22 protein-coding genes are annotated in these 26,710 nt (G+C 44.7%); 8 read left to right on the forward strand and 14 right to left on the reverse strand.

The genetic code is table 11. The annotated features are described in order from the left end of the window. Nucleotides 1-130 precede the first annotated feature (130 nt). The 3 genes from EMP01_RS02445 to EMP01_RS02455 form a co-directional block, all read right to left on the reverse strand. On the reverse strand, nucleotides 131-4,315 hold the full coding sequence (locus tag EMP01_RS02445; protein WP_129019901.1) for a GEVED domain-containing protein: 4,185 nt from the start codon (nucleotides 4,313-4,315) through the stop codon (nucleotides 131-133). Nucleotides 4,316-4,611: 296 nt separating this feature from the next. Then, a complete protein-coding gene (locus EMP01_RS02450) occupies nucleotides 4,612-5,970 on the reverse strand; it encodes a peptidylprolyl isomerase (protein ID WP_129019902.1) in 1,359 nt (452 codons plus the stop codon). A 46-nt stretch (nucleotides 5,971-6,016) separates the two neighbouring features. Beyond that, complete coding sequence (locus EMP01_RS02455) at nucleotides 6,017-6,676, reverse strand: porin family protein (RefSeq protein ID WP_161971192.1); 660 nt, start codon at nucleotides 6,674-6,676, stop codon at nucleotides 6,017-6,019. Nucleotides 6,677-6,790: 114 nt separating this feature from the next. Here EMP01_RS02455 and EMP01_RS02460 point away from each other — a divergent pair, with 114 nt between their 5' ends. From EMP01_RS02460 to EMP01_RS02475, 4 genes are all read left to right on the forward strand, one after another. Then, nucleotides 6,791-9,409: a valine--tRNA ligase gene (locus EMP01_RS02460; protein WP_129019904.1), complete on the forward strand. Its 2,619-nt coding sequence runs from the start codon at nucleotides 6,791-6,793 to the stop codon at nucleotides 9,407-9,409. A 102-nt stretch (nucleotides 9,410-9,511) separates the two neighbouring features. Beyond that, on the forward strand, nucleotides 9,512-9,994 hold the full coding sequence (locus tag EMP01_RS02465) for a hypothetical protein (RefSeq protein WP_129019905.1): 483 nt from the start codon (nucleotides 9,512-9,514) through the stop codon (nucleotides 9,992-9,994). 7 nt (nucleotides 9,995-10,001) lie between these two features. Beyond that, complete coding sequence (locus tag EMP01_RS02470; RefSeq protein WP_129019906.1) at nucleotides 10,002-10,457, forward strand: protein-disulfide reductase DsbD domain-containing protein; 456 nt, start codon at nucleotides 10,002-10,004, stop codon at nucleotides 10,455-10,457. 162 nt (nucleotides 10,458-10,619) lie between these two features. Further along, nucleotides 10,620-12,446, forward strand: coding sequence for a T9SS type A sorting domain-containing protein (locus EMP01_RS02475; protein WP_161971193.1), 1,827 nt, complete (start codon nucleotides 10,620-10,622; stop codon nucleotides 12,444-12,446). 50 nt (nucleotides 12,447-12,496) lie between these two features. On the opposite strand, the gene EMP01_RS02480 is transcribed toward EMP01_RS02475, so the two are convergent. Both EMP01_RS02480 and EMP01_RS02485 read right to left on the reverse strand, forming a co-directional pair. After that, the gene (locus EMP01_RS02480; RefSeq protein WP_129019908.1) at nucleotides 12,497-13,342 is read right to left on the reverse strand and encodes an isoaspartyl peptidase/L-asparaginase; all 846 of its coding nucleotides are present in this window, start codon (nucleotides 13,340-13,342) and stop codon (nucleotides 12,497-12,499) included. Between the two features lie 3 nt (nucleotides 13,343-13,345). Beyond that, nucleotides 13,346-14,254, reverse strand: a complete 909-nt coding sequence (locus EMP01_RS02485; RefSeq protein ID WP_129019909.1) for a cyanophycinase — start codon at nucleotides 14,252-14,254, stop codon at nucleotides 13,346-13,348. Nucleotides 14,255-14,474: 220 nt separating this feature from the next. Here EMP01_RS02485 and cphA point away from each other — a divergent pair, with 220 nt between their 5' ends. Next, complete coding sequence (cphA, locus tag EMP01_RS02490; protein ID WP_129019910.1) at nucleotides 14,475-17,105, forward strand: cyanophycin synthetase; 2,631 nt, start codon at nucleotides 14,475-14,477, stop codon at nucleotides 17,103-17,105. 44 nt (nucleotides 17,106-17,149) lie between these two features. Here cphA and EMP01_RS02495 read toward each other — a convergent pair whose 3' ends face one another. Together EMP01_RS02495 and EMP01_RS02500 are read right to left on the reverse strand one after the other, a co-directional pair. After that, the gene (locus tag EMP01_RS02495; protein WP_129019911.1) at nucleotides 17,150-17,410 is read right to left on the reverse strand and encodes a hypothetical protein; all 261 of its coding nucleotides are present in this window, start codon (nucleotides 17,408-17,410) and stop codon (nucleotides 17,150-17,152) included. Between the two features lie 3 nt (nucleotides 17,411-17,413). After that, complete coding sequence (locus tag EMP01_RS02500) at nucleotides 17,414-18,625, reverse strand: DegT/DnrJ/EryC1/StrS family aminotransferase (protein ID WP_129019912.1); 1,212 nt, start codon at nucleotides 18,623-18,625, stop codon at nucleotides 17,414-17,416. A gap of 132 nt (nucleotides 18,626-18,757) precedes the next feature. Between EMP01_RS02500 and EMP01_RS02505 the strand changes: the two genes are divergently transcribed. After that, a complete protein-coding gene (locus EMP01_RS02505; protein ID WP_129019913.1) occupies nucleotides 18,758-20,215 on the forward strand; it encodes an aldehyde dehydrogenase in 1,458 nt (485 codons plus the stop codon). A 71-nt stretch (nucleotides 20,216-20,286) separates the two neighbouring features. Here the strand turns inward: EMP01_RS02505 and EMP01_RS02510 are convergent, their stop codons facing one another. Then, nucleotides 20,287-20,775 carry an FKBP-type peptidyl-prolyl cis-trans isomerase gene (locus tag EMP01_RS02510; RefSeq protein ID WP_129019914.1) on the reverse strand — a complete coding sequence of 163 codons (489 nt, stop codon included), beginning with the start codon at nucleotides 20,773-20,775 and terminating at the stop codon, nucleotides 20,287-20,289. A gap of 3 nt (nucleotides 20,776-20,778) precedes the next feature. Further along, nucleotides 20,779-21,264 (reverse strand): FKBP-type peptidyl-prolyl cis-trans isomerase, encoded by a 486-nt coding sequence (locus EMP01_RS02515; protein WP_129019915.1) that lies wholly within the window; start codon nucleotides 21,262-21,264, stop codon nucleotides 20,779-20,781. Nucleotides 21,265-21,408: 144 nt separating this feature from the next. Between EMP01_RS02515 and lptB the strand changes: the two genes are divergently transcribed. Next, on the forward strand, nucleotides 21,409-22,170 hold the full coding sequence (gene lptB / locus EMP01_RS02520; RefSeq protein WP_129019916.1) for an LPS export ABC transporter ATP-binding protein: 762 nt from the start codon (nucleotides 21,409-21,411) through the stop codon (nucleotides 22,168-22,170). A 3-nt stretch (nucleotides 22,171-22,173) separates the two neighbouring features. On the opposite strand, the gene EMP01_RS02525 is transcribed toward lptB, so the two are convergent. The 4 genes from EMP01_RS02525 to ccsA all read right to left on the reverse strand — a co-directional run bounded on the left by EMP01_RS02525 (nucleotide 22,174) and on the right by ccsA (nucleotide 25,254). Beyond that, entirely contained in the window at nucleotides 22,174-22,731 is a 558-nt protein-coding gene (locus tag EMP01_RS02525) for an OmpA family protein (RefSeq protein WP_129019917.1), read from the reverse strand. 114 nt (nucleotides 22,732-22,845) lie between these two features. After that, nucleotides 22,846-24,267: a Glu/Leu/Phe/Val family dehydrogenase gene (locus EMP01_RS02530; RefSeq protein WP_129019918.1), complete on the reverse strand. Its 1,422-nt coding sequence runs from the start codon at nucleotides 24,265-24,267 to the stop codon at nucleotides 22,846-22,848. Nucleotides 24,268-24,295: 28 nt separating this feature from the next. Then, a complete protein-coding gene (locus tag EMP01_RS02535) occupies nucleotides 24,296-24,535 on the reverse strand; it encodes a CcmD family protein (protein WP_202615972.1) in 240 nt (79 codons plus the stop codon). Between the two features lie 50 nt (nucleotides 24,536-24,585). Further along, on the reverse strand, nucleotides 24,586-25,254 hold the full coding sequence (gene ccsA / locus EMP01_RS02540; RefSeq protein WP_129019919.1) for a cytochrome c biogenesis protein CcsA: 669 nt from the start codon (nucleotides 25,252-25,254) through the stop codon (nucleotides 24,586-24,588). A gap of 168 nt (nucleotides 25,255-25,422) precedes the next feature. On the opposite strand from ccsA, the gene EMP01_RS02545 reads away from it, so the two are divergent. Then, nucleotides 25,423-25,923, forward strand: a complete 501-nt coding sequence (locus EMP01_RS02545) for an NADPH-dependent FMN reductase (RefSeq protein ID WP_129019920.1) — start codon at nucleotides 25,423-25,425, stop codon at nucleotides 25,921-25,923. A 104-nt stretch (nucleotides 25,924-26,027) separates the two neighbouring features. Here EMP01_RS02545 and EMP01_RS02550 read toward each other — a convergent pair whose 3' ends face one another. Further along, nucleotides 26,028-26,492: a hypothetical protein gene (locus EMP01_RS02550; protein WP_129019921.1), complete on the reverse strand. Its 465-nt coding sequence runs from the start codon at nucleotides 26,490-26,492 to the stop codon at nucleotides 26,028-26,030. Between the last annotated feature and the right edge of the window lie 218 nt (nucleotides 26,493-26,710).

Consider the following 26,710-nt stretch of genomic DNA (forward strand, 5'->3'; position numbering starts at 1 on the left):
AACAATAGCCCTAAAGTTAATCGAAAAGAATGATTTTTTCTAATATTAGTATTGCCTATACGATTGAGTATCTGTATTAAAAAAGCCCCTGCTTTGCAGCAGGGGCTTCAACTATTATGCTTTAAGTATATTACTTCAGGATTTCAAACTTGCGTTCGGCAGTGCCTTCTGCAAATCTGATACGCATATGATACATACCATTAGCCAGGTTGCTCACATTGATCACCTGTTTGCCATTAGGATGTGTTGCTTTATGCGTAGCAACCAACTGACCTAATACATTATAAACCTGTATTTCCTGTAGGTGCATGCTGCTTACATTTTCCACAACGATGCTTTGATTTGCAGGGTTAGGATAAAGTTTCAGCGCTGCCTCATCCAGATCCAGATCATGCACACCATTACCTTGTACCGTTACTTGTTTGGTCAGGGTAGTGCTGCCGCAATCATTGGTCAGGGTTACCGTTACAGTGTATGTACCCGCTGCAGCATAACTGTGTACCGGGCTGGCACTGGTTGAGGTTGAGGTATTATCACCGAAGTTCCATAAGTAAGAAAGTACATTCTGTCCATTGGTTACGGTAAATGTAAAGCTTGGCGACGTTCCGGTTACCGTAATCGCATCTGCAGAAGGCAATGGATTAGTCGTCAGGTTCATCGTATCCGAAGCAGAACAACCTGCAGTATTGGTTACCATTACATGGTAGCTGCCTGCGGCATTTACACCAATGGTCTGTGTAGTAGCACTGTTGCTCCACAAATAAGTAGCACCTGCATTACCGGCATCCAGGGTCAGGGTATCGTCGGCACATATCACCGTATCATTACCCAGAGCAACTACCGGCAGGGCATTAATGCTGATATTAATCGTATCTGCTTTGCTACATCCTGTAGAATTGGTTACAGTAACCGAATACGCACCTTGTGCACTTGCTGTAATGGTTTGGGTTGTCGCACCATTATTCCATAAGTATGTAGATCCTGCATTACCCGCATTTAAAGTAATACTGGCATTGGCACAGATTCCGGTGTCATTGCCCAGAGATACGGTTGGTAAAGTACCAGTGGTCAGTACAATGGTATCGGTAGACCAGCAACCGTAGATGTTGGTAACTTTAGCCCAATACGTACCCGGTGTGGTTACGCTGATGGTTTGTGTAGTGGCGCCGGTACTCCACAGATAGGTATTACCCGGATTACCTGCATTCAGGGTTTTACTGCCTCCGCTACAGATAGGAGCATCTGGTCCCAGGGCTACTGTTGGTAAAGCGCTGAAGGCAACGGCAATGGTATCAGATTTAGCACAACCATTGGCTATGGTTACCGTCACAGAATAGTTACCGCCGATTGATGGGGATATTGTCTGTGTAGTGGCACCATTGCTCCAGAGATAAGTTGCACCTGCATTCGCCGCATTCAGGGTAATTGATCCCGATCCGCAGATCGTTGTATCATTACCTAAACTTACAGCAAGACCCGCGCAGGATACCACATTAAGGGTATAGTCTTCGATGGTACCATAAGCACCGGTATAACAAGGAGACGGTGTGGCTGCATCAGCACCACCGATGCGCATACGATGTGCACCTAAGGTAGCTGTAGCCGGCACCAGGAACGATGCATTTACCGTATCTGTACCTCCCGATCCGGCAGACAGGCCTGTAAACACGGTTTCATCCGGATCATTAAAGTCAAAATCATTATTCCAGTCTACATAGATCACGGCATTATAGTCATAGGTAAGCGTGCTGAATACGATCTTCATATTCTTCTGCTGACCCTGCGGACCATTAATGCTCAGGTTAGTATAGTTACCATAGTTATTGGTTTCTGCAGTAGTAGGATTACTAAAGCTGCCGGCGATCACATTAATGATACCCTGATCATCTACAGAAACAGGTGCCGGTGTACAGTAGCTGGTCGTTACAGAAGCCATATTAGACCATGGACTTTTGTCAGTACCAGAACATACAGATCTAACCCAGAAGTAATAGGTAGTATTTGCAGCCAGCGGACTCACGCTTGCTGTAGTACCGGTAGGTACATTGTAAACTGGTGTAGATGTTGCTGTAGGGGCTACACCGGTTGTATTGTAATAATACTGGTACCCTTGTGCCGGTGCTGGTGTTGGCGCAGTCCAGGAAAGGTTTGCAGAAGTAGCTGTGGTGAGGTTTGCCGTTAAGGACTGAGGATCGAAACAGGTTGGTGTTTGTCTCAGCTCAAAGTTATCAAAGCCAAGATACCACGGTGCACCAGTCGACTCGTTCACACGAATTGCGAAATAGTATGTGCCGCTGGTAGTCGGGATAAACGTTCTGGTTACTTTCTGATACGTCATATTGGTAGTCGTACCGGTAGTCACAAAAGAAGCGCCCATAGTTACAGCACCAGTACTGTCCTGTATTCCATTACGATACACATCTCCCTGCCATCCGGAATAGTTATCTCCGGCCCAGTAGAAGCTAAAGTCGTAAGAGGTACCGGCAGTCAGCTGGAAGCCTGGAGTCCACATAAACTCTTTATCAGCAGACCATCTGTTGCGCAGCGCATTGGCTCCTGAATATGGTCCTGCAAAATAAGTACCGGCGACTTCGTTGGTCGTTTCCCAGTCACCATTCTGTTTTTTCCAGCAGGATGGGAAAGCGGTAGCACCAACAGAACTCAGCGCATCGAAGTTTTCTGTCCATGGCAGTACTGTTACTGGCAGACAAGGAGTAGTAAAGCTGCCTATAGTAGACCAGCCGCTCTTCGCACCACCGGAGCATAAAGAACGCACCCAGTAATAGTGTGTTGCATTTGGCGTAATACCGGTAGTTACATTTACCGTAGTGATACCCGTACCTACAGAACCTGTTGCAGTAGTAGCTGCAGTAGGTGGTGTGTTGGACAGGTTGATGTAATATTCATAACCATTTGCAGCACTCGCAGCGGCAGCCCATGAGAGGGTTACACTTTGAGCGGCTACATTGGAAAAAGTTGTCGTTGCTGGTTGTATACAAGCCGGAGCAGCAGTGATATTTACCTTGTAGTCCAAACCCATACCATATGAAGAGCCGGAAGCATTACAAGGTTGTGCACTGGTTGGCTGTGCATCATCTCCTCCTCTTATACGCATGTAGACATTACCCAGAGATGCAGTAGCCGGTATGGTAATTACGACACTGGCAGTACCAGATGATCCGGGATTAGAGTTGGAGGTAAAGAATTCGGTAGTCTCGAAGTTACCGTTGTTATTGAAATCTATCCACACACCGTTATACTGGTTACCATCTGATCCGAACGTAAGACTCAGTGTAGTCGGTACCGTTTGCGGAATATCCGGAATGGCATTCTGCACACCAGATCTGTCAAAGTAGTACGGGCTGTTATTGGTTGGAGGAACATCGCTCAAAGTACCAAGTGTAACCTGTGCGATGTTATCCGTAGTACCACCATTGGCATAAGTAGGTACACAAGTCAGAATAGAAGTTGTAAATGATCGTACAGTACATCCTGCTGCAGAACCTAAGCTATTTTTAGGAACTACTTTCCAGTAGTAAGTAGTGTTTGCTGCAAGACTGCCTAAGCTATAAGTGGTATCAGAAACCGTACCTGCCAGTGTAGTCGGGTTAGAGGTTGTGCCATAATAGACATCATACCCGGTAGCACCCAGAGCAGTGTTCCATCTCAGGGCCACGGGAGAATATAATCCAGTTGCGGCATTGGCAGGAGCGACATAAGTTGCGCAGGGAGGAGGTGCAGTAGGAACCGTATAGGTAATACTTAAAGACGGAGTGGCTCCGTTACCGCCAGCATAACCGGCAATATTATACGTATTGGTAGAACCTCGCACAAAGCCCAGACATAATTGGGTACTGGTAAGATTGGATGCCAGGAAACTAATACCGGCTGCATTCAGACTAAGGGTATTGCTGGCATTAGCTGTCCAGGCAACTGAAGAGAATGCCGTACCCGAACCACAATTGGTATAAAGGGTTGCACCTGCTATGGTTGCCGGGTCGCCCGTAAAGCCATAAATGTTGTTAGCTGCGCTGGAGGAGGTACTGCTGTAGGTAACGAAAGTTACACTTGCTGCACTGATTACAGCACCGGCAGGAATGGAGGAAAGGTTAAATTTTGCAAAGCCGCGGTTGGCACTTGAGTTGATCGTAACCATGTTACTGTCATACTTTGTTCCGGCAGCACTCACACTGCCCACATTGTAGGAGCCGGTAGTACCCGTGGCCTGAATGGTAACGGTAGTTTGAGCTTGTGATCGCCAGCTACCCATCAACAATAGCAAAGCGAATAATGATTGAATAAAAAATGTTCTCATACAGTTTTTGTTTGAACGTTTAAGTGATTCATAATGTAAGCTTGTACTCTATCCTATATGTTTACTTCTATTTTAGTTTTTTGCGATACCCCTCCTCGGCATTATATATGTTTTAAATCAAATATTGTCATTTGTTAAACTATTAGCTTTATAAAATTATTTTTTTATTAAATAAAACCAAAGGATATATGACAAACTAATTGCCAATAACATTTCTTTAACCAAAAATTACCAACCAAAAAGAAGGCCCCCGGTTATAACCGGGGGCCTTCTTTTTAAATCTTATATAGTTTATATTATTTTACATACATTTTCAACTCATCACAAGAGGTCATATAATTCGGATCTATTTTGATATAATAGCCTTTAGACTTCTCTCCCAGCCACTTTCTCAGGTGCATCAACTGCTTCATCTGCAATGCATTTTTTTGTAAGATATTGTAGTCATCCTTCAGGTTTAACTGATGCGGATCTGTCTTCGACTTTACATACAGGATACGGCATTTCATACCACCATACGGATCACTGTATTGTTTTGGCTTACTGTATTCACCTACTTTCAGCTCTGCTGCAGCAATAACCAGATCTTCGGATTGGATATTATCAACGCTCAGGATGGTAGAACCGGTACGCGGGTCAATAACCATACCCCCGCTGTTTTTAGAATTTTCATCGTTACCTACTTTCGACAGGGCTTCATTAAAGGTAAGCTTACCGGTACTCAGCAGGTTATAGGTACTATCCAGTACGGCCAGGGCTTTGGCAATATCACCGGAAGTAAACTGCGGGATGATAACGATATAACGGATATTCGCATCATCGCCATTTCTGCTCACCATTTTGATAATATGATATCCAAAGCTGGAGCGGAACACCGGAGAAATCTCACCCGGCTGTAATTTAAATGCCGCAGCAATAAAGCGGTTATCAATATTGTTGGATTTACGGTTCAGGTTCATTTCACCACCCGTTTCTTTTCCGGCATCTTCTGTATACAGCTGTGCCATCAGTTCGAAGCTTTTACCTTCTTCTACAATCTGGCGGCGGATATCAGCTACTTTATCGTAAGTATACTTTTCCACTTCCGGATCTACCGAAGGTTTCAGCACGATCTCACCAAACTCTACTGTAGCCGGGATGTTGGTACGCTTATCTTCAGGAATGGTATTGTAATAGTCTTCTACTTCTTTAGGAGTAATAGTAATATTTTTGATCACCTCCTGCTTCATGCGTTCAGAGATCATCTGGTCTTTGATCGGCTCACGATAATCTTCCTTGATCTGGTAAATGGAGCGGCCGGTTGCTTTTTCCAGTGCTTCTTTATTTCCACCAAACTCGTAGTTCAGGATGTCAGAGATACGGCCTTCCAGTGCAGATTCTACCTCATCTTTCGTTACCATAACACTATCCCTTGCGGCCTGTTCTACCAGTACCTTTTCGGCGATCATGTCTCTTAAAAAACCGCATTTTTCACTTTCGGGAAGTTCCAGGCCGGAAAGATCTTTCTTTTGACCCAGGTAACGTGCACCAATATCAGATTGCAGGATAATTTTATCACCCACTACCGCCGTGATTTTATCGGCATACTGGGTCTGCGCCTGGGCTGTATAAGCACCCAGCACCGCACATAAAATTAACATTGATTTCTTAACCATAAGGTTGCAAAGATAATTTTTGTATTTTGAAATAAATAATAAAAAATCACAGGTAATAACCGATTCTTAAAGCGAAAAGATTATTGCGCTGTGCTTTATATCCGCTAAAGTCCTGCGGTATATCTGCGACTGCCCGAACCGGTGTTATGGAATACTGGTAGCGCAGCTCTGCGATGACTTTGTTACTTAAACGGAAACTGGCACTGCCAACGTATTCCCATTCATTTTTTTTGTACGGATATTTTTCCGGATCAAAATCATTCCAGGCATACAGACCTCTATAGCGCTCCTGCGATTGCACCAGGCGGTTGTACGACACGCCGGCACCGATTACCCATCTCGGAGCCAGTTCATAATGCAGCAGCAGCGGTACTTCTATGTAATTCAGCTTCATCTGGTATACCATCAGGTACGGCCCGGCATAGCTTTGCCATTCCCTGGCATATCTCGATCCTTTCTGGGAAAACAGAAGTTCCAGGTTCAGGTATACATTCGGTGCCAGCATGGTATAAGATGAAAATCCGGCATTCAGCCCCACTTTATGTACGCCCGCATCAAGGTCTCCGTCTACCTGAGAGAAATTACCACCGGCTATGATCCCGGCCTGAAACCTTGGCTGTGGCTGGCTTAATGCCGGCTGCGCGCTAACGTAAAACGGGAGCAGGAACAGGCATAGCAGGCAGGATATAAGGGTGACATTTTTCATTACATATATCATTTTTAGATCTGTCGCAAATTTACACATTCATTTATCGCCCCGAAATCTTTATTTTTGCATACTTTTCATATACGTTAAACACAACCATATTATTATATATCGATGGAATTGAGTAAGAATTTTCAGCATATTGCCAGCGAAACCAAGTGGTACGAGCACTGGAACAGCAAGGGGTATTTTAACTCCACCCCGGACGACAGACCGGCCTATACAATTGTAATGCCTCCACCAAATGTAACCGGGGTCTTACACATGGGTCATGCGCTGAACAACAGTGTGCAGGATATCCTGATACGCCGTGCCAAATCGCAGGGATACAATACCTGTTGGGTACCGGGCACCGACCATGCTTCTATTGCTACAGAAGCTAAGGTAGTGGCCATGCTGGCAGAGCAGGGCATCGATAAAAATGCTTTATCCCGAGAAGAATTCCTGAAATATGCCTGGGAATGGAAGGAAAAATATGGTGGCATCATCCTGCAGCAGCTGAAAAAACTGGGCTGTGCACTGGACTGGAACCGTACTCATTTCACCATGGATGATGCTTACTACAAAGCGGTAATCAATGTATTTGTAGACCTGCATCAGAAAGGTTATATCTATCGCGGTGCGAAGATGATCAACTGGGATCCGCAGGCCAAAACTGCCTTGAGCGATGAAGAGGTACTGCATAAGGATACGCAGTCTAAACTGACGTACCTGCGCTATAAAATAGAAGACAGCGACGAATATATCACTATAGCAACCGTACGTCCGGAAACAATTATGGGCGATACCGCAATCTGTGTACACCCTGAAGATCCGCGCTACGCGCACCTTCGCGGCCAGTACGCTATTGTACCGCTGATCAACAAACGCATCCCGATCATATTTGATGATTATATAGATATGGAATTCGGTACCGGTGCCCTGAAGGTAACTCCGGCACATGATGTGAATGACTACAACCTGGGCCAGAAACACCGCCTGGAAGTAGTTGATACTTTGAATGAAGATGGTACTTTAAGCGCTGCTGCGCAGATCTTCGTTGGTGAAGATCGTTTTGCCGTACGCAAAAAAATCATCCCGGAACTGGAAGCCGCAGGCGCACTGGTTAAACAGGAGGATTATAAAAACCAGGTTGGTGTAAGTGAGCGTACCGGTGCAGTAGTAGAGCCACGCCTGTCTATGCAATGGTGGTGTAAGATGGAAGATATGGCCTTACCGGCACTGAATGCGGTGATGAACGATGATATCGAATTCGTACCGGCTAAGTTCAAAAACCTGTACCGCCACTGGATGAGCAATATCAAGGACTGGTGCGTAAGCCGTCAGCTGCGCTGGGGACACCGCATCCCGGCATGGTATGCTCCTGAAGGAAATATTTATGTAGCGGTTGACGAAGCCGGTGCATTTGCCCAATATAACAAAGATTATCCTGAAGCGAAACGCAGCGACCTGAAACAGGACAATGATGTACTGGATACCTGGTTCAGCAGCTGGTTATGGCCTATGGAAGTATTCGGATGGGATGCCAATAAGGAAAATAATGCCGAACTGGATTATTACTACCCTACCAATACACTGGTAACGGCTCCGGAGATCATCTTCTTCTGGGTAGCCCGTATGATTATGGCTGGTTATGAGTACAAACAGCAGAAACCGTTCCAGCACGTATACTTTACCGGTATTGTACGCGATAAGCAGGGTCGTAAAATGAGTAAATCATTAGGCAACTCTCCTGATCTGTTGAAACTGATCGAAGATTATGGTGCAGATGCGGTACGCTTTGGGGTAATGATCGCATCTCCTGCAGGTAATGATATCCTATTTGATGAGGCCTTCCTGGAGCAGGGACGCAACTTCTCCAACAAAATGTGGAATGCCCTGAAGCTGATCAAGATGTGGGAAGCTAATGCAGTTGCTACTGATCATAAAGCTCCTCATTTTGCTACTTTATGGATGCGCGAGCGCATTAAAGAAGTGGCTGCTGAAATTGAAGATTTATTCAAAGATTTCCGCCTAAGCGAAGCCCTGAAAACAATCTACTCCCTGATCTGGGATGACTTCTGTTCCTGGTATCTGGAATGGATCAAACCACCATACGGCGAGTCTATCAGTCCACAAACACTTAACGATGCTATCGGTATTTTCGAGCAATTGTTACAACAGCTGCATCCGTTTATGCCATTCGTTACGGAAGAATTATATCATTTACTGCGTGAGCAGGACCAGGACCTGATGACCCGCCAGTTACCGGATTACGGTACTGCCGATAAAGCGATACTGGACCAGGCGGCATTGCTGAAGCAACTGATCTCCAGCATACGCGATACCCGTAACAAAAACCAGTTGAAACCAAAGGATACTGTAGAACTGGTGATCAATTCTACTGATCCTGAATTTTATAGCAAAGCAGGCCAGATCCTGCAGCGTCAAATAAATGCTACCAGCATTGAATTGTCTGAAACAGTACCTCAAAGCGGCATTGCACTGGTTGTAAATACAGAAAAAGTATTTGTGATCACTTCTGTTGCAGTAGATGCTTCTGTTCAGAAAGATAAAATGGCTGAAGAGCTGGCTTACCTGAAAGGATTCCTGGTGAGCATTGAGAAGAAACTGGGTAATGAGCGTTTTGTACAAAATGCGAAACCGGAGATTATCGCTACCGAGCAGAAGAAAAAATCAGATGCCGAAGCCAAAATCAGAACACTGGAAGAAAGCCTGGCTAATCTTAACTAAAAAATTGAACTAAAGATTATGTTAATCTGTAAGGGTTTAGTCGATATTGACTAAACCCTTATGTATATTTGGTATCCTATTAAGGTTAAATCTCTTCGGAATATGAAACAAAACAGGTGGAAACAATGGGGCATTACCGCAGTTTTAATTGCTGGTACTGCTGGAGTGTTATGGGCACAGAAGCAAAAAGCTCCGGTAAAAGACGACCGGAAAGGGCAAACATATCTTTCTGATAAAGCGACGGCAACGGGCAATATCAGCGTAGACAATTTTCATAAATTGATCAGCGAACCGGTTTGGGTTAAAGATTCTGCCGGCAATTTCTACCCCGTACAAACCTTTACCTATACCTATGCCGAAAGAGGAATATATGAAGATGAAACCGGAAAGGAATTTATCAGCACCGACTACCTCAGCAGCCATTGTAAAGACAAGCTGGACAAAGGCATGGCCAGTGACATGCAGTACCGTGCCAAAGCCGGAGATACGGCATATATTGAACAGGTTATGTATATGCTGCCGAATAAAGAGGGCAAGCAGACAGCAGTACAGGCTCAGGGCATAAAATTGATTCTTACCAAATAAACAATACATGAAACATATACTGTTTTTCATACTCGGCATCTTCCTGACTTCTGCTTCCTTTGCACAGCAAACAGAAAAAATAGTCTCCTGGACAGTAACGGTTAAATCGACTAATGCAGACCAGGCAGAATATGAATTATCGGCAAAAGCAACTATGCAGAAAGGATACCATATCTGGGCTATGGATGCGGGTGGTGACGGTTCCCTGATCGCGACCAGCATTACGATTACCCCTGATCTGAACTGGAAAAATAAATGGATGGCCGATCAGAGACCTCATGAGGAGAACCTGGATTTTATTGATGGCACTGTTTTTTCCTATAATAATACAGTCACCCTGAGCCGGAAATTTACAGCGGATAAAGGCACCAAAAAAATAAAGGGTATCATAACTTATCAAAGCTGTAACGAGAGCATGTGTCTTCCACCGGACGATGTTTCATTCGAAGTTACACTACCATAAAACGAGAGCGGGTTTCTTAGGAAACCCGCTCTCGTTTTATCTCCACTAAGTGACCTAAAGCCCAATCCTGACAGATATATCATTGGCATTCAGCAATTTAATTTGATTCCCCTCCAACTAATGGGCTGTTTCTACCTGTCTATAAGTGAAACCCTGTTAAACATGAGAAAACTTTTATTATTGCTTACCGGTAGCCTGTTCTTTATGGCAGAAAACACGGAAGCCGCAACACAAATCACTACGGCTACGGTCAGCGGTAACTGGACGCTCGAAGGCTCACCTTACTATATCCATAATGACATTTCAGTTTCGTACAACAACCTGTTGACGATACAACCAGGTGTACAGGTGGTATTTATGGGTAATTACCAGATGATTGTACAGGGTAAATTATCCGCAGTCGGTACCATGGAGCAGAAGATTACTTTCCGGGCCAATGATACCACAGGATGGTCCAATCCTGCATTAAATACTGCGGGAGGATGGCGCGGTATGGTACTATTGAACAGCATAGGTACCAGCATGAATACCCCTACCCTGGAGTACTGTATTTTCAAAGATATGAAGAATGGCAGCATTCAGTCCAGCGGTGAAAACCTGTATATCAACCAGTGCGAATTCTACCATAACCATACGAACGGAAATGTAATCAATCTGGCGAACTTTCCCAGCACGGGCAATGCCAAATTGAAATTCACCAATTCTGTATTTCATGATAACCTTGCGGGCGGCGCCATGCTGTTTACACTGTATGCAGACAGTACATACGTCACCAATAATAAATTCTATAATAATACCAATAACGCGAGTCAGGGCATTTACTGTAATGCTGCCTTTGCAGACACCTCTACCGGTGTGCTGATATTTAAGAATAATGAACTGTATAACAATACTGTAACTGCCGGCGGAGCGGTAGTCAGCTGCCTGCAGGGAGGCATTGTCAATATCCAGAACAATAAGGTGCACCATAACCAGACGACATTTCAGGGATCAGTATCGGTGCAGTCAAAAAAGGCAGTAATCGAGCAAAATCTTATCGCCAATAATCAGCAAATACTGGGCGATGGTGTTTTCTGTGGCATCAATGATGGTGGCGGCGGCCTGCATCTGCTGGGACAGATCCTGATGAGTGATGTGCCGGGTAAGAATGAATATACCGTGCGCAACAATATTATTGCCAATAACTATTCCTCAACCAGTGGAGCTGCTATCTGGGCACAACACTGCAAGGCAACGATTATCAATAATACGATCATGAATAATACGGTGAAGGACGCTACAGGCTCGGCAGCGGTGCATGGCTGGGGTACTTACTGCCGTTTAAAAATCAGTAATAACATCATTCTGAACAATAAGCAGAATGCTATTCCTGCAGATACAGTTTATAACAATTTCAGATACTGGGGGCCAGAAATCAGCTTCTCCAAAAATCTTATTGACTACTTACCTACCAGCAGTATTATAGCCGGTGCGCAGGGGATCAATACTAATATCTACAAACCGAGTGCTTACCTGGCGGCGGCTCCTCAGGGTGTAGGCCCGGCGGTGAATGCGGTTAATGCAAACTTCAGCCTGACCGCAGCTTCTGCAGACTGCATCAATAAAGGCAGCATGGCAATGAATACCTATGGTACGCTGGATTACCTGGGCAATGAAAGGGTATTTGAACAACTGGTAGATATCGGGGCCATCGAATACCAGAAAACCACTACAGATACTTCTACGGCACTGAATACCATCGCAGCAGAGCAGTATTTTAAAGTATATCCTAATCCGACTAAAGGGGTTTTATACCTGGAGTATGATGCGCAGCTGCATAAATTAGTACAGGCAGACATCTTTACCATTACCGGTCAGCTGGTACAGCAGGTATCACTTAAAGGTGGCAGCACCATTGATGTAAATGCGCTCGCAGAGGGCATGTACATGATGCGCCTGATTACCGACAAGCAGGAAATTGCCTATAAAAAATTCATCATCAGTAAATAAACATTCCTGATAAAAAAATGGGTTGAGCGCTTGCTCAACCCATTTTTTTATCAGGAAAATACTTCTGTATCGATCCCGTCAAAACTGGCATACACCATGCTGGGGTGCGAGTCCTGGTGGTATATATTACCGGCGGCATCGATTGCGATCGCTCCGGCAAAACCATCGTACGGTTTTAATTCTTCAAATGTGCGGGCAAAGGCCTCTTTAATATGCATACCATCTGTAACCCGGGTCACAATTTTGGATGCTACAGCACCACTGACGATATCCTCTCCTACTCCGGTACAACTTACCCCGCAAAAAGCATTGGCATAATTGCCTGCCACTGTTGCCGAATCGGAAATACGGCCGGGTATTTCAAAACCCTTACCGCCTGTTGAAGTTGCTGCGGCTATGCGACCGGCTGCATCTAAAACCACACAGCCTACTGTTCCGGTACCTGTAGAGGCCGTTTTTGCTTCATATTCTGCTCTGCGTTGCGGAATCTCGGTATCGAATTCCTCATAACCATGTGCGCGTGCATAACTGGTAGCTCCTGAGCCTCCCAGAATACGGTCATCTTCACCTTGCAGGTCCAGTGCCACTTTGATCGGGTTTTTCACCGCTTCAATATTAATGACCCCACTCATTTTCTGTGTAGTGCCATCCATCACCGCGGCGCTCATCCTGATCTTACCATCACGCTGTATCTGCGATCCGATCCCGGCATTGAACAAAGCATCATCTTCCAGCAGGCTAACGGCATATACTACTGTTTCTGTAGCAGTATGTCCCGATGCCATATACTGGTAGGCCTTTTGTGCAATTGCTGTCAGTGCATCCTGCTTGGCTTTCTTGGTAGCTGCACTAGTTGACGATTCTGAAAAGAAACCGCCATGTATGATTACTTTCATTGCTTAATTATTATCTACCCCAAACTTGCCAATAGAGGTATATTGTGAAGAGTGTATGAAGAGGCGACGTGTCTCCAGGTCATAGGTATCAAACATGCTCATGACATGCGTCACCAGGTGATTGATAGAGATGGGCTGACCCAGGTCTACGCTGGTCAGGTTGGTATCTTTAATCTCGTTGCCATCTACCAGTATCACCAGGCCGGAACCCAGTGCTTCCATTTGTTTATTGTTCTTGATCAGCAGGCCGGTATCTTCTCCCAATCCTATGCCCAGCACCCATGGGTTACCCACTACTGCCTGGAATAAGCGACCGATACGGCCTCTTTCCACGAAATGGGTATCAATGATCACATCATCGATAAGCCCCAGTCCGCCGGTCATTTTTACCTCGCCTTTAAGCATTGCTTCAGTGCTGGATCCCTGGTAGATCATATTGTCTGATGCTGCAGCTGCACCGGCTGAGGTACCGGCATATAAAAATTCTTCTGTACGGTATTTTTTGAGTAATAGCCTGTGGAATTGTGTGCCTCCGAGAATGGAAGATAAACGCAGCTGATCACCACCGGTAAACAGTACTACATCTGCTTTTTCGAGGCGGCTGATCACTTCGGGATCATTCGCATTTTCCCGTGTAAGGATATTCAGCACACCAGTATTTTTAGCATTCAGGTATTCAAACGTGCGTACATATTCCGCACCAACCTCACCCGGAATCTGAGAAGCCGTAGGTACAATCTCGATACGGGAATCTTCACCGTGTTTAGATTCTTTGATAATACGCTTCAGAATGCCTCTTTCAAAAAAATTGAGGTTATTCGCTACATTCTCGTCGTAGCTGACTTCTGTAAAACTGCCCTTGTTCACTGCACCACCTATGATCACTAGTTTTCCCACAACATCTCCGTCCATTAATTTTACTATTTTATCATTTACAATGAAACAAATGTATAAAATATTTCCAAACTGGTACATACCAAAAGGCCCTTAAAACACAAATCAGCCTTCTTTAACCAACAGTAAACAAGTTCCTGTAACATACCCGTCACAAACTATTTTGCATTTGTATATAAAAAAAACTTTAACTTGGAAGGGATATTAAAAGCAGTTCCCTTTAAACATAGTTTCCTAAATGAAAATCTTGAAAATACAAGCCCTGAGAGGCCCAAATATATGGAGCATCAGAAGAACCAAACTCATACAGATGAGGCTTGATCTTGAAGAGCTGGAGCAACAACCGACGAACCTGATACCGGGATTCCGGGAGCGAATAGAAACCATGTTTCCTACCATGATCAGCCATCGCTGTTCTGAAGGTGTAGAAGGTGGTTTTTTCTATCGGGTAGAAAAAGGCACCTGGATGGGCCATGTCATTGAGCACATTGCACTGGAGATCCAAACCCTTGCGGGCATGGAGACAGGCTTTGGCCGTACACGCCAGACCAAAACGGATGGTATATACAATGTAGTGTTCAGTTATATAGAAGAGAATGTAGGTCTGTATGCTGCCGAAAGTGCAGTGCGCATTGCCGAAGCCCTTATTACAGATACCCCTTATGATGTCGAGGCAGACATTATGGAAATGCGCCGCATCCGTGAGCGGGTACGTCTGGGCCCAAGTACTGCCAGCATTGTGGAAGAGGCTGTTGCCAGAGACATCCCCTGGATAAGACTGGGCACCAACTCGCTGATCCAGCTGGGTTACGGCATCAACCAGATGCGCTTCCAGGCCACCATTACCTGTAAGACCAGCAATATAGCGGTAGATATCGCCTGTAATAAGGAAGAGACCAAACGAATGCTGGATATGGCCTCCATACCGGTTGCGAAAGGAAGTATCTGTGTTGATGAGGAAGGCCTGAAACAGATTATAGATCAGATTGGTTTTCCGATCGTGTTAAAACCATTGAATGGTAATCATGGCAAAGGCGCTTCTATTAATGTAATGAATTGGGAAGATGCGGCCTCCGGCCTGGTACATGCACAGCAATACAGCCGTAAGGTTATTGTAGAAAGATTCATTACCGGTCATGACTTCCGCGTGCTGGTGATAGATAACAAAGTGGTCGCTGCGGCCCGCAGGGAACCGGCACACGTTATCGGAGATGGGAGCAGTAGCATACAGCAACTGATTGACCTCACCAACCAGGACCCGCGCCGTGGCTACGGACACGAGAATGTATTGACCGAGATTACGGTAGACCGTGACACCGAAGACATCCTGGCTAAAAGGGAATACAACCTGGATTCCATACCCCAGAAAGGTGAAATTGTGCCCCTGAAATCTACAGCCAACCTGAGCACCGGTGGTACTTCTGTTGATGTAACGGAAATGATGCACCCGGAAAATATTTTCTTATGCGAACGCATATCCCGTGTTATTGGACTGGATGTATGTGGTATTGACATCATGGCTCAGAACCTGACCCAGCCGCTGAAAGAGAGCGGTGGTGCAATTCTGGAAGTGAATGCGGCACCGGGTTTCCGTATGCACCTGGCGCCATCGGAAGGTTTACCGCGCAATGTAGCGGCACCGATCATAGATATGCTCTACCCTCCGGGTAAGCCCAGCCGTATTCCTATTATTGCCGTAACGGGTACCAATGGTAAAACGACGACTACCCGACTGATCGCACATATCATTAAAAACAACGGTTACAAAGTCGGATTCACAACATCAGATGGTATCTACATACAGAACCATATGATGGAGAAAGGGGACACAACCGGACCGCTGAGTGCTGAATATATTCTTAAAGATCCTACGGTAGAGTTTGCGGTACTGGAGGCTGCCCGTGGTGGTATACTCCGCGCAGGGCTTGGATTTAGCCGCTGCGACATCGGGGTGATCACTAATATACAGGAAGACCACCTGGGCCTTAATGATATTGAAACACTGAAGGATCTCGCCAATGTAAAAATGGTGGTGGCCCGCAGCATCAGAAAAGATGGCTGGGCCATCCTGAATGCAGAGGATGAGATGTGTGTGAAAGTAGCCAAGGAACTGGATTGTAATATTGCTTATTTCAGCATGACCGAAGACACTCCTTTTGTACAGAAACTGGCGAAAGAAGGTAAAATTGTGGCCGTATACGAAAACGGTTATATAACGATCAAAAAAGGCTCCTGGAAGATAAGGGTGGAAAAAGCCAGCCTGGTGCCACTGACCATGGGCGGCAAGGCGCGGTTTATGATAGCCAATGCACTGGCGGCTACACTGGCGGCTTATCTATGGGGCTTTAAAACGGAAGACATCAGCCTGTCATTACAGACTTTTATACCAGGTGCGGCTCAGACTCCGGGCCGTATGAATATTTTTGAATTTAAACGCTTCAAGGTCCTGATCGATTTTGCACATAATCCTGCAGGGTATCGGGGTATTGAAGAGTTTATGCAGAATATTGATGCCAGCCGTAAGATCGGTATTATTGCCGGTGTGGGCGACCGCAGGGACGAAGACATCAGGGAGTGTGCGAAGATTGCGGCAAGGATGTTTGACCACATTATTATACGCCAGGAGAAACACCTGAGGGGCAGACAGGAGGAGGAAATTCTGCAACTGCTGCTGGAGGGTATAAATGATTCCGGCAGAACAGTAACCTGGGAAACCATTCCTAAAGAGATAGAGGCCCTGAAACATGCGATCAGCATTGCACAGGACGGCACTTATATTGTAGCCTTAAGCGATGTGATCACCAATGCGATACAGGTAGTACAACAATACCTGGACAAGGAAAATGAAGAAGACATTATTCTATCATAACATAAAAAAGGGCTGAACAAATTGTTCAGCCCTTTTACTTAAAATTAATCATTATTGCTCTTAGGTGCCAATGCTGTTACACGCTGGTAACGGAAGATTACGATCCCGATCAGGGCAACAATACCGCTCATTCCGGCAATTAAGATGTCTTGGGTAAACAGGAACGAGAGTGCCGCTACCATGCCTTCTGCAAAGATGCAGGCCATAACATGGCGAAAGCGCCACATATACACATCATATCCTTTCTCTCCGACACGCTTACCCAGAAAATAAGTGGATAATATTATTATTAAAAGATCTATCATTTTTTACTTTACATATTGACTCATAAAGGCCGTAATACTTTCTTTCATATGGTCGATCTGCATGGCATCCAGACCATGGTGACAAGCGATCAACATACCGCCACGCATTACTTTATCGGCCTCAGGATAACCTGCTGCGCTGGCTTTATGTGCTACATTTTTAAATCCTGGCTGACGCAGAATATTACCGGTAAATACGGTACGCGTCTGGATATTTCTTTTCTCCAGGAAGATCTGCAGATCTCTGCGGATGAAAGGAGCATTTTCTCTTACCGTAACAGCAAATGCCAGCCATCCTGTACGGGAATCCGGTAACTGCTGTGGCAGGATAAAGAACTCTTCGTATTGCTCGAAGAAGCTGCGCATCGTTGTATAATTAGCAGTACGCTTATCTATATTATCGCCCAGTTTATTTACCTGGATCAGACCGAATGCAGCACCCAGTTCTGAAGGTTCAATGTTGTAACCTGGCTCTTCGAATACAAATTTTGCATCGTAAGGGATACCGTCTACTTCTACATTGAAACGGTTTTCGATTTTCTCTGATTCTACGAACAGGGAAGAACTGCGTCCCCAGCTTCTCAGCAGGCGACCACGATCATAAAAGGCATCTGTATTCACACACAGCATACCACCGTTACCGGCACAGTTTACAATATGAGAACCATAGAAACTTGTTGTGCTCATATCGGTATAACGACCGCTGGATGCACCTCCAATCTCAGCACCTAAAGTATCAGCACTGTCTTCCAGTACAAACAGGTTATGTTTGTCTGCAATCTCACGCAACACTTTCCAGTCCGGCAGGTTACCGATCAGGTTAGGGATGATCATTGCTTTGGTTTTAGAAGTAATCATTTCTTCTACCTTAGACACATCTGTATTATAAGTACCCTCAGCCACATCAACAAAAGACGGAATCCATCCTTTCTTAACGATTGGCGCTACCGTCGTGGAAAAAGTCAGAGCAGGAGTAAGTATCTCCGCACCGGCTTCAAAGTTCAGCAGATCAGCTGCCAGGTATAAAGCAGATGAACCCGAGTTTACACCAATACCATATTTTTTTGCATAAAGCCCTGCCACTCTTTCTTCCAGCGCACGTACATTTTTACCCATTTGTGTAGAGGTCTTTAAGACTTCTACTACCGCATCGATTTCTTCCTGACCATGAACCGTCTTACCATAAGGTACATGAGGATACTGATTGGTACTCATAAAATATTTGATTTATAAAATTTACAAGACAGCGAAGGTACAATTTAAATTGATGTTCTATTTTAATTTCCTGCAGATTATTGTTAAAACCCGGGGAATGATTTTACGCCTGATTAGTTCTATATTTGTGGCATGAATTTAAGTATACCAGCCACTATACAGAACTATATCGGGGGCAGATTTCAAGACCCTGTAAAAGGCATTTATCTTGACAATATCAACCCGGCAACAGGTGCTGTATATGGTCAAATACCCAACAGTACCACAGAAGATGTAGACCTTGCCGTTGCTGCTGCAGAAAAGGCCTTCCCTTCCTGGGCGGCCACCAGTCCGGAGCACCGCTTCCGTATTATGAACCGCATGGCCGAACTGATCGAAGCTAACCTGGATGCACTGGCGCTGGCCGAGACTAATGACAATGGTAAGCCCCTGAGCCTGAGCAAGCGTGTGGATATACCCCGTGCTGCGGAGAACTTCCGCTTCTTTGCTACGGCTATTATGCACTTCGCATCGGAAAGCCATAATATGGAAAACCGGGCCATTAACTATACTTTACGCAAACCAATAGGTGTCGTGGCCTGTATTTCGCCATGGAACCTGCCTTTATATCTTTTTACCTGGAAGATCGCACCGGCACTGGCTGCAGGTAACTGTGTCATTGCCAAACCATCTGAGGTAACGCCTATGACGGCTTACCTGCTCTGCCATATAGCGGCAGAAGCCGGCCTGCCGGAAGGGGTATTAAATATCCTGCATGGTGATGGTCTGCATTGCGGATCTGCGATGGTGGTTCATCCTAAGGTGAAAGCCGTTTCCTTCACAGGAAGTACCCGTGCGGGCAAGGATATCGCTGCACAGGCTGGAGCTGTGCTCAAAAAGACTTCCTTAGAGCTGGGTGGCAAAAACCCTAATATCATTTTTGCTGATTGCGACTGGGAGAAAATGATGAAGACTACAGTGCAGTCCTCTTTTGCAAATCAGGGCCAGATCTGCCTTTGCGGTTCCCGAATCCTGGTAGAAGAAAGTATTTATGAGCGCTTTAAAACAGAATTCATCGCAGCGGTACAGCAACTGACAATCGGGGATCCGCTGGAAGCAACTTCCAAACAAGGTGCGGTGGTAAGCAAAGTTCATTTTGATAAGGTAATGAGCTGTATCGAGCTGGCACAATCCGAGGGAGGCCGCATACTCCTGGGCGGCAATGCCGTTCAACCGGAGGGCCGTTGTGCCAATGGTTACTTCATCGAACCTACTATTATTGAAGGTCTGGGACCGGATTGTAAAACCAATATGGAAGAAATCTTCGGACCTGTTGTGACCCTGCAGTCCTTTAAAGATGAGGCAGAAGCCTTAGCCCTCGCCAATTGCAGTGACTACGGACTGGCGGCCACTATCTGGACACAGGACGTAAGCCGTGCACAACGTATGGCCAGCCAGGTACACAGTGGTATTATATGGGTAAACTGCTGGTTGCTGCGCGACCTGCGCACGCCTTTCGGTGGTTTTAAAAATTCGGGTATGGGTCGCGAGGGTGGCTGGGAAGCCTTACGCTTCTTTACCGAGCCCAAAAATGTTTGTATCGAATATTAGAAGAACATACGCTTATATAAAAAAGCAACCGGATGATGATCATCCGGTTGCTTTTTTATATAAGGTTTCAATTAATTATAGCGCACTAAACGAATAGTATATACCAGTATTTTATCAGAAGGTACATAGCTTGGCTCTAATATTGTATGGTTTCCTTTTCCTAATGATGGTGGCAGGTACAATTTCATTTCTCCTCCCATACCAATCAGCGGCAAAGCATATCTCCAGCCATATATGTATTTCGACAAGTCGTGGTACATAGCGGTAGAGTTATTATTGGTTTTCACAAAATAATCTTCGTTGTCATAAGCACGACCTTCAAAGTTGGCATATATATCAGAGCATATACCAGGATGATTGGCTGTACCTGGTTTAACGATCTGGTAGAAAAAGCCTCTGTTATCATACACTGCATTTGCATTTACAGATTCAACATATGCCTTCAGCGCCGTTATTTCCTCCTGGGGTACCGTCACACTTACATCCTCACATACATCCTTTTTAAAGCAGGAAGAAAGGCTCACACAGGCCATCAGGGCCACAAATATTTTTTTCAGCATAAATTAATCTTTTGTAATGCTATGAAGCTTAATGGTAAAAATAGTGATAGAACCTCCGGGAATAGGCCCGTTATCCTCATCACCGTATCCCAATGCAGGTGGCAGGTACAGGATAATCTCTCCACCTTCTCCTACTAATGGCATACCCATTCTCCATCCCGAAATCAATGATAAAAGGGAGAAAGTCTGGTTATTATTGGAATCGAACACCGTACCGTTCACCAGCTTACCGGAGTAATCGATCATAATGGTAGCGCATTGCGATGGCTTTTTGCTCGATCCCGGGTTCTGGATTTTATAATAAAAACCCCTGCTGTCATATTCAGCGTTAATACTGTTATTGGTTATATAATTCTTCAGGGCAACAGAATCGCGTTCCGGAATACTTATATTAACATCCACACAGGTACTGCTGCTTTTATCCTTGCAGGAAACGGCAGTGGACAGAATAGCAGCGGACAGAATAGTATACAATACGGATTTCATCATCGTCAGTTCAAAAAAAGTAAACGCAAATTTATGCTATTTCATTCAGATTCCGCTCCGGAATCCCTAAACATAACTTAATTTGTTATCTTTTTATTGTGAGCCTATACGGTTCTTTTTTTACTATTTTTGCGCAAACACTATCAGATGAAGGATCAGGTCCATCAAAAAATACATACGACTGAACTGGTTAAAAAGTACGGTAAGCGTACTGTAGTAAATCATGTATCTATAGAGGTGCAACAGGGCGAAATTGTTGGGCTGCTGGGTCCGAATGGTGCGGGTAAAACGACCTCTTTCTATATGACTGTGGGCCTGGTAAAACCGGATGAAGGACAGGTATTCCTGAATGATATGGATATCACGAAACTGCCTATGTATAAACGTGCGCAGCTGGGCATTGGCTACCTGCCGCAGGAGGCTTCTATCTTCCGTAAATTATCTGTGGAAGATAATATTGCTGCAGTACTGGAAATGACAAAATTATCCCGTCAGGAACAGAAAGACAAACTGGAAAGCTTGCTGGAAGAGTTTCGCCTGACGCATGTACGTAAAAGTATGGGCGATGTACTGAGTGGTGGAGAACGTCGTCGTACAGAGATAGCAAGGGCACTGGCGGTAGATCCTAAATTCATCCTGCTGGATGAGCCATTTGCCGGTATCGACCCTATTGCGGTGGAAGACATTCAGGCGATTGTGGCCAAACTGAAATTCAAAAACATCGGTATCCTGATTACGGATCACAATGTAAACGAAACCCTGTCGATTACAGACAGGGCTTACTTAATGTTTGAAGGTAAATTATTAAAATCGGGAACTGCAGAAGATCTGGCTGCAGACGAAGAGGTGCGCAGAGTGTACCTTGGTAAACATTTTGAGCTACGCCGCAAGAAGTACGACGTAAACTAACGACTAGCCCTTCTCCTTACCCGGATACTCATCCTGATAGTTATATAATATCACGAACTCTACTCTCCTGTTTTGCTGGCGGCCTTCAAATGTTTCATTGCTGGCAACAGGATTTTTAGGACCGAATCCCCAGGTATAGATACGTTTATTTTTCACTTCACTTTGCAGTAATGCTGCTTTCGCGCTTTCTGCACGCTCCCAGGACAGTTTTTCATTCATCTCCAGGCTGCCTGATATATCGGTATAACCGGTTACCAGTACGCTTGTTTTGGGATATTTGTTCAAAACTGCTGCCAGTTTTCCCAGAGAAGGCAGATAACTGGTATTTACGATTGAGGAGTTGACCTCAAAAAGTAATGCCTCCGGCAATACTACTTTTACTTTATCATCTTCATAAGTAACCTTCGCCTCTGGTAAGGATTTGGATAATGTCTCATACACATCCTTCATATCCTTACGCTGCTTTGCAGTAACGTGTTTTTTGGTTTTACAGGATGTAGTGGTGGTCATCAATGCTGTGCCAGAACCCAATGCCAGGAATAAAAACAAATACTTCTTCATCTCAAATACATATTTATATCGCAAATATAGGCAATACAGTCTTATAAAAGTATTGCGCGCCGCAAGCGGCGCGCAATACTTTGGATATCAATAAAAAAACTACTTAATTTTCTGTTAAGGGAAGATACCTAACTCTTCGTATGCCACACCAACTTTGTTGATAGCACAGATGAAGGCTGCAGTACGCATATCTTCAACTCCCTGATTCATTTTCAGTGCTTCACGGATCTCGTGGTAAGAACCGATCATAGTGTCTTCCAGACCGGAGTATACCAGATCAACTTCTTCTGGTCCACGCAGGATCATTTTACGCTCTACAGCGCCGAATGATTTACCGGTAATGCTTTCTACACCTCTAACGATTTCCGCATTCATATTTTCGCTGAAACGTTTTTCCAGACGACCATAACGAACGTGGCTCAGGTTTTTCAACCACTCGAAGTAAGAAACGGTTACACCACCAGCATTCAGGTACATATCCGGTACGATCAGTACACCTTTTTTGTTCAGGATCTCATCTGCTTCCGGAGTCAGCGGACCATTTGCCGCTTCACCAATAATTTTAGCCTGAATTTTCGCTGCATTATCACCATTAATAACGGCTTCCAGAGCGGCTGGGATCAGGATATCACATGGTTTTTCCAGTGTTTCTGCGCTTTGCGCAATATTCTGTGCACCAGGGAAGTTCAGGATAGAACCTGTTTCCTTACGGTGTGTCATTACTGCTTCCAGGTCAAGACCTTTCTCGTTGTAAATACCACCTTCATATTCTGCCAGACCTACCAGTAAACAACCTGATTCCTGGAAGAATTTAGCGGCGTGGTAACCCACATTACCTAAACCTTGCACGACAACACGTTTACCATCCAGACCAGGAGTCAGGCCGATAGCGTGCATATCTTCTGCAACATTTACCAGTTCGCGGATACCGTAGAATACACCCAGACCGGTTGCTTCTGTACGGCCTCTTACACCACCCTGTGCAATTGGTTTACCGGTAACACAAGCTTGTGCATTCAGCTCACCAGGATTTAAGGAAGAGTACGTATCTACGATCCAGCTCATCTCACGGGCACCTGTACCATAATCCGGAGCAGGAACGTCGATACCAGGACCGATAAAGTTTTTCTTAGCCAGCTCTGAAGTATAACGACGGGTAATTTTTTCTAATTCAAACGGAGTGTATTTTTTAGGATCAATCTTGATACCACCTTTACCCCCACCAAATGGTACGTTTACCATAGCACATTTGTAGGTCATCAGTGCTGCCAGCGCCATAACCTCATCCTGGTTTACATCCATGCTGTAACGAATACCTCCTTTACAAGGTAATTTGTGGTGAGAGTGCTGTACACGGTAGGCTTCAATTACCTCTACTTCATTGCCGATTTTTACCGGGAATTTGATTTTCAATATCGAGTTACAAGCTTTAATCTGCTCTAAGATACCTTTTTCAAAACGAGTAAATTTAGCTGCCTTATCAAAATTACGCTCCACTCCCTGAAAGAAGCTGTATTCGCTGTGTGATGCTGACATACTTTTTAGTTGATTTTGGTTATTAAAATTATGGTTGATTTTGCTCTATCTTTTTAATTTTCTTTTCGATAGTAAACAAATATAAAATTATTCCTAAAAAAATAGTAAAAATTACGGTTACAACTACATATATTTTTCCGTCACCTCTCATTTGGTCTGCCATGGCCACCTTGCCGGTATCCTGGGCATTAGTGATCAGCGGTAACAGTACAGCTGACAGACACAAGATCAGCTTAGCCAGATATGATTGTATGTGTTTTAAACGCATAGTATAAAAAGTGTTTTTTCTTTATTACTTACTTTATTGAGTACATCTATTTATTTTCCGCCGCCAGTCAGCAAATCTTTCTTGGCCACCAGCTGGTAACGTATACCCAGTGTTGCAATCCAGCATCCTAACAGGAACCAGCCTAGTACTGCTGTATAGAATACCGGGCGCATGGAAGGCGCCAGATCACCAAATCCTGGATTACCACCATTTCCCGGGTGCAAAGAAGCGGTAAGGCGTGGAAGGATCATGATCAGAGGGATCATGATAAAATAGGCGAAGACATTGTATACTGCCGATATTTTGGCTTTTTTGTCGTAATCCGGTACTGCTCCGCGCAACGCCATATACGCAAAATAGATGAGTAAGCTCAGCGCAGATGCCAGTTGCTTAGGATCATTACTCCAGAAATCTCCCCAGGTAAAACGAGCCCACTCCATACCGGTAACCATACCTAAAGAGCCGTACAGGATACCCACTTTGGCAAACTGTTCGGTATAAATATCAAACTTCAGATTTTGTGTGTTCAGGAAACGGATAGCATAAACGAGACTAACTGTAAAAAGAAGCATCATACCGAACCACATCGGTACGTGGAAATACAGGTTACGAATCGTTTCATTGAGAATGTTCAGCGCCGGTACCGGCATCAGGAGTCCTACAATAATGGTTACAGAGAGTAAAAGGACACAGACAACTTTCCACCAGATTTTTCGCATAATAAGAATAGCAGAGGCTATATTAATTTATTATTAATCCGACAAAGGTAATAACATTTATGCCATTTCAGATACCAAACTGCTGTAATTATTTTTTGTGACAGATTCCTGATCATATGTCTTTTATGGCATTTGGAGACAAAGCGGTTCAGGAGCTATATTTGCAGTATGATTACGATAATTTCCGGCACCAACAGAGCTGGTAGCAATACACTGAAAGTAGCTGAATATTACTATAACATAGTACGCCAACGCACGTCCGATGTACATTTGTTCTCTTTGAAGGATATGGATGTACATTACCGTAGCGAGGCATTTAAGCAGGTAGAATCTGAATGGCTGATCCCTTCAGAGAAGTTCATATTTGTGCTGCCGGAATATAATGGGAGCTTTCCGGGCATACTGAAAACGATGATGGACAGCTCCGACATCCGCAAATGCTGGTGGCATAAAAAAGCACTGCTGGTGGGCCTTGCAGATGGTCGTGGCGGCAATGCCCGTGGCCTGGATCATCTGTCCAATATCCTGCATTATCTGAAAATGCATGTGCACTATAACAAACTGCCCATCTCTAAAATCAATGAAGAACTGCTGGAAGACGGCAGCTTTAAGCATGACAGTACCCGCATAAACATTGACCAGCAGATCGATGCTTTTATGCAGTTTTAATGTAGCAATTATATATCTACATTAATCAAATTACGAAAGCCCCTGTATGAATTAATTCATACAGGGGCTTTATAGTTCATTGTCTGGTCTTGTAAATTGAACCATTATCGTATCCGCTGCATACCCCAGATACCCTGCTCATCCAGGAAGCGGACGATGGCCTCATGTACCTGCGGACTCAGGACTTTCTCCCGGCAGATGATATCATACCCTTTTGGGGTAAATAAAGTACTCTCGAAAAAAATCAGTGCAAAATCATCATCCATATGCACCCATTCCCATTTAGAGCGCATAAGTGTCAGTAGTCCTTTACCTCTCCATTCAAATTTGGTGCACTCTTTATTCATAGGCTTATCAAGGCCTCTTATACACTTTTGCTCCAGCCCTTTCATGTAGAAAACCGTGTCCTCCAGCTCGGGGCCATCCGTTCCGGCCACGATACGATAATGAAATGATGGATCTTTTTTATCTCCTTTCAGCCACATCGGAAAATCGGTATAGTGTACATACCAGGTTCCGGTCAGGGCATCCAGTGTATTAAACATGGTCTCGATCAGTTTTGTATGCATAGGCTTGACAAACAATTTAGTATACTAATATACAACCTGATTCTCTATTTACCAAGCAAAAAGCACCTTGTAATGCAGTACCAGCAATGGTTCTACGACGAACGCCCGGTTTTACCCGACGAATGTTCATCGAGTCGTATCCCCGACTGGTCGAAAAGTGCTGGCACACCGTGCAGGGGCGGAGTATGTTTGCATTAGAAAAACAAACAAATAATCTT

Source organism: Edaphocola flava, assembly GCF_004118155.1.
GTDB classification, from domain to species: Bacteria; Bacteroidota; Bacteroidia; order Chitinophagales; family Chitinophagaceae; genus Edaphocola; species Edaphocola flava.

Coding starts and splice junctions, on each gene's coding strand:
- EMP01_RS02515 (WP_129019915.1), bottom strand. CDS start 21,264: ATGATGAAATCCGTATTGTATACTATTCTGTCCGCTGCTATTCTGTCC.
- EMP01_RS02505 (WP_129019913.1), top strand. CDS start 18,758: ATGAATTTAAGTATACCAGCCACTATACAGAACTATATCGGGGGCAGA.
- EMP01_RS02525 (WP_129019917.1), bottom strand. CDS start 22,731: ATGAAGAAGTATTTGTTTTTATTCCTGGCATTGGGTTCTGGCACAGCA.
- EMP01_RS02470 (WP_129019906.1), top strand. CDS start 10,002: ATGAAACATATACTGTTTTTCATACTCGGCATCTTCCTGACTTCTGCT.
- EMP01_RS02460 (WP_129019904.1), top strand. CDS start 6,791: ATGGAATTGAGTAAGAATTTTCAGCATATTGCCAGCGAAACCAAGTGG.
- EMP01_RS02445 (WP_129019901.1), bottom strand. CDS start 4,315: ATGAGAACATTTTTTATTCAATCATTATTCGCTTTGCTATTGTTGATG.
- EMP01_RS02530 (WP_129019918.1), bottom strand. CDS start 24,267: ATGTCAGCATCACACAGCGAATACAGCTTCTTTCAGGGAGTGGAGCGT.
- EMP01_RS02480 (WP_129019908.1), bottom strand. CDS start 13,342: ATGAAAGTAATCATACATGGCGGTTTCTTTTCAGAATCGTCAACTAGT.
- EMP01_RS02495 (WP_129019911.1), bottom strand. CDS start 17,410: ATGATAGATCTTTTAATAATAATATTATCCACTTATTTTCTGGGTAAG.
- EMP01_RS02500 (WP_129019912.1), bottom strand. CDS start 18,625: ATGAGTACCAATCAGTATCCTCATGTACCTTATGGTAAGACGGTTCAT.
- EMP01_RS02550 (WP_129019921.1), bottom strand. CDS start 26,492: ATGCATACAAAACTGATCGAGACCATGTTTAATACACTGGATGCCCTG.
- EMP01_RS02510 (WP_129019914.1), bottom strand. CDS start 20,775: ATGCTGAAAAAAATATTTGTGGCCCTGATGGCCTGTGTGAGCCTTTCT.
- EMP01_RS02465 (WP_129019905.1), top strand. CDS start 9,512: ATGAAACAAAACAGGTGGAAACAATGGGGCATTACCGCAGTTTTAATT.
- EMP01_RS02535 (WP_202615972.1), bottom strand. CDS start 24,535: ATGCGTTTAAAACACATACAATCATATCTGGCTAAGCTGATCTTGTGT.
- EMP01_RS02485 (WP_129019909.1), bottom strand. CDS start 14,254: ATGGACGGAGATGTTGTGGGAAAACTAGTGATCATAGGTGGTGCAGTG.
- EMP01_RS02545 (WP_129019920.1), top strand. CDS start 25,423: ATGATTACGATAATTTCCGGCACCAACAGAGCTGGTAGCAATACACTG.
- EMP01_RS02475 (WP_161971193.1), top strand. CDS start 10,620: ATGAGAAAACTTTTATTATTGCTTACCGGTAGCCTGTTCTTTATGGCA.
- ccsA (WP_129019919.1), bottom strand. CDS start 25,254: ATGCGAAAAATCTGGTGGAAAGTTGTCTGTGTCCTTTTACTCTCTGTA.
- EMP01_RS02450 (WP_129019902.1), bottom strand. CDS start 5,970: ATGGTTAAGAAATCAATGTTAATTTTATGTGCGGTGCTGGGTGCTTAT.
- cphA (WP_129019910.1), top strand. CDS start 14,475: ATGAAAATCTTGAAAATACAAGCCCTGAGAGGCCCAAATATATGGAGC.
- EMP01_RS02455 (WP_161971192.1), bottom strand. CDS start 6,676: ATGAAAAATGTCACCCTTATATCCTGCCTGCTATGCCTGTTCCTGCTC.
- lptB (WP_129019916.1), top strand. CDS start 21,409: ATGAAGGATCAGGTCCATCAAAAAATACATACGACTGAACTGGTTAAA.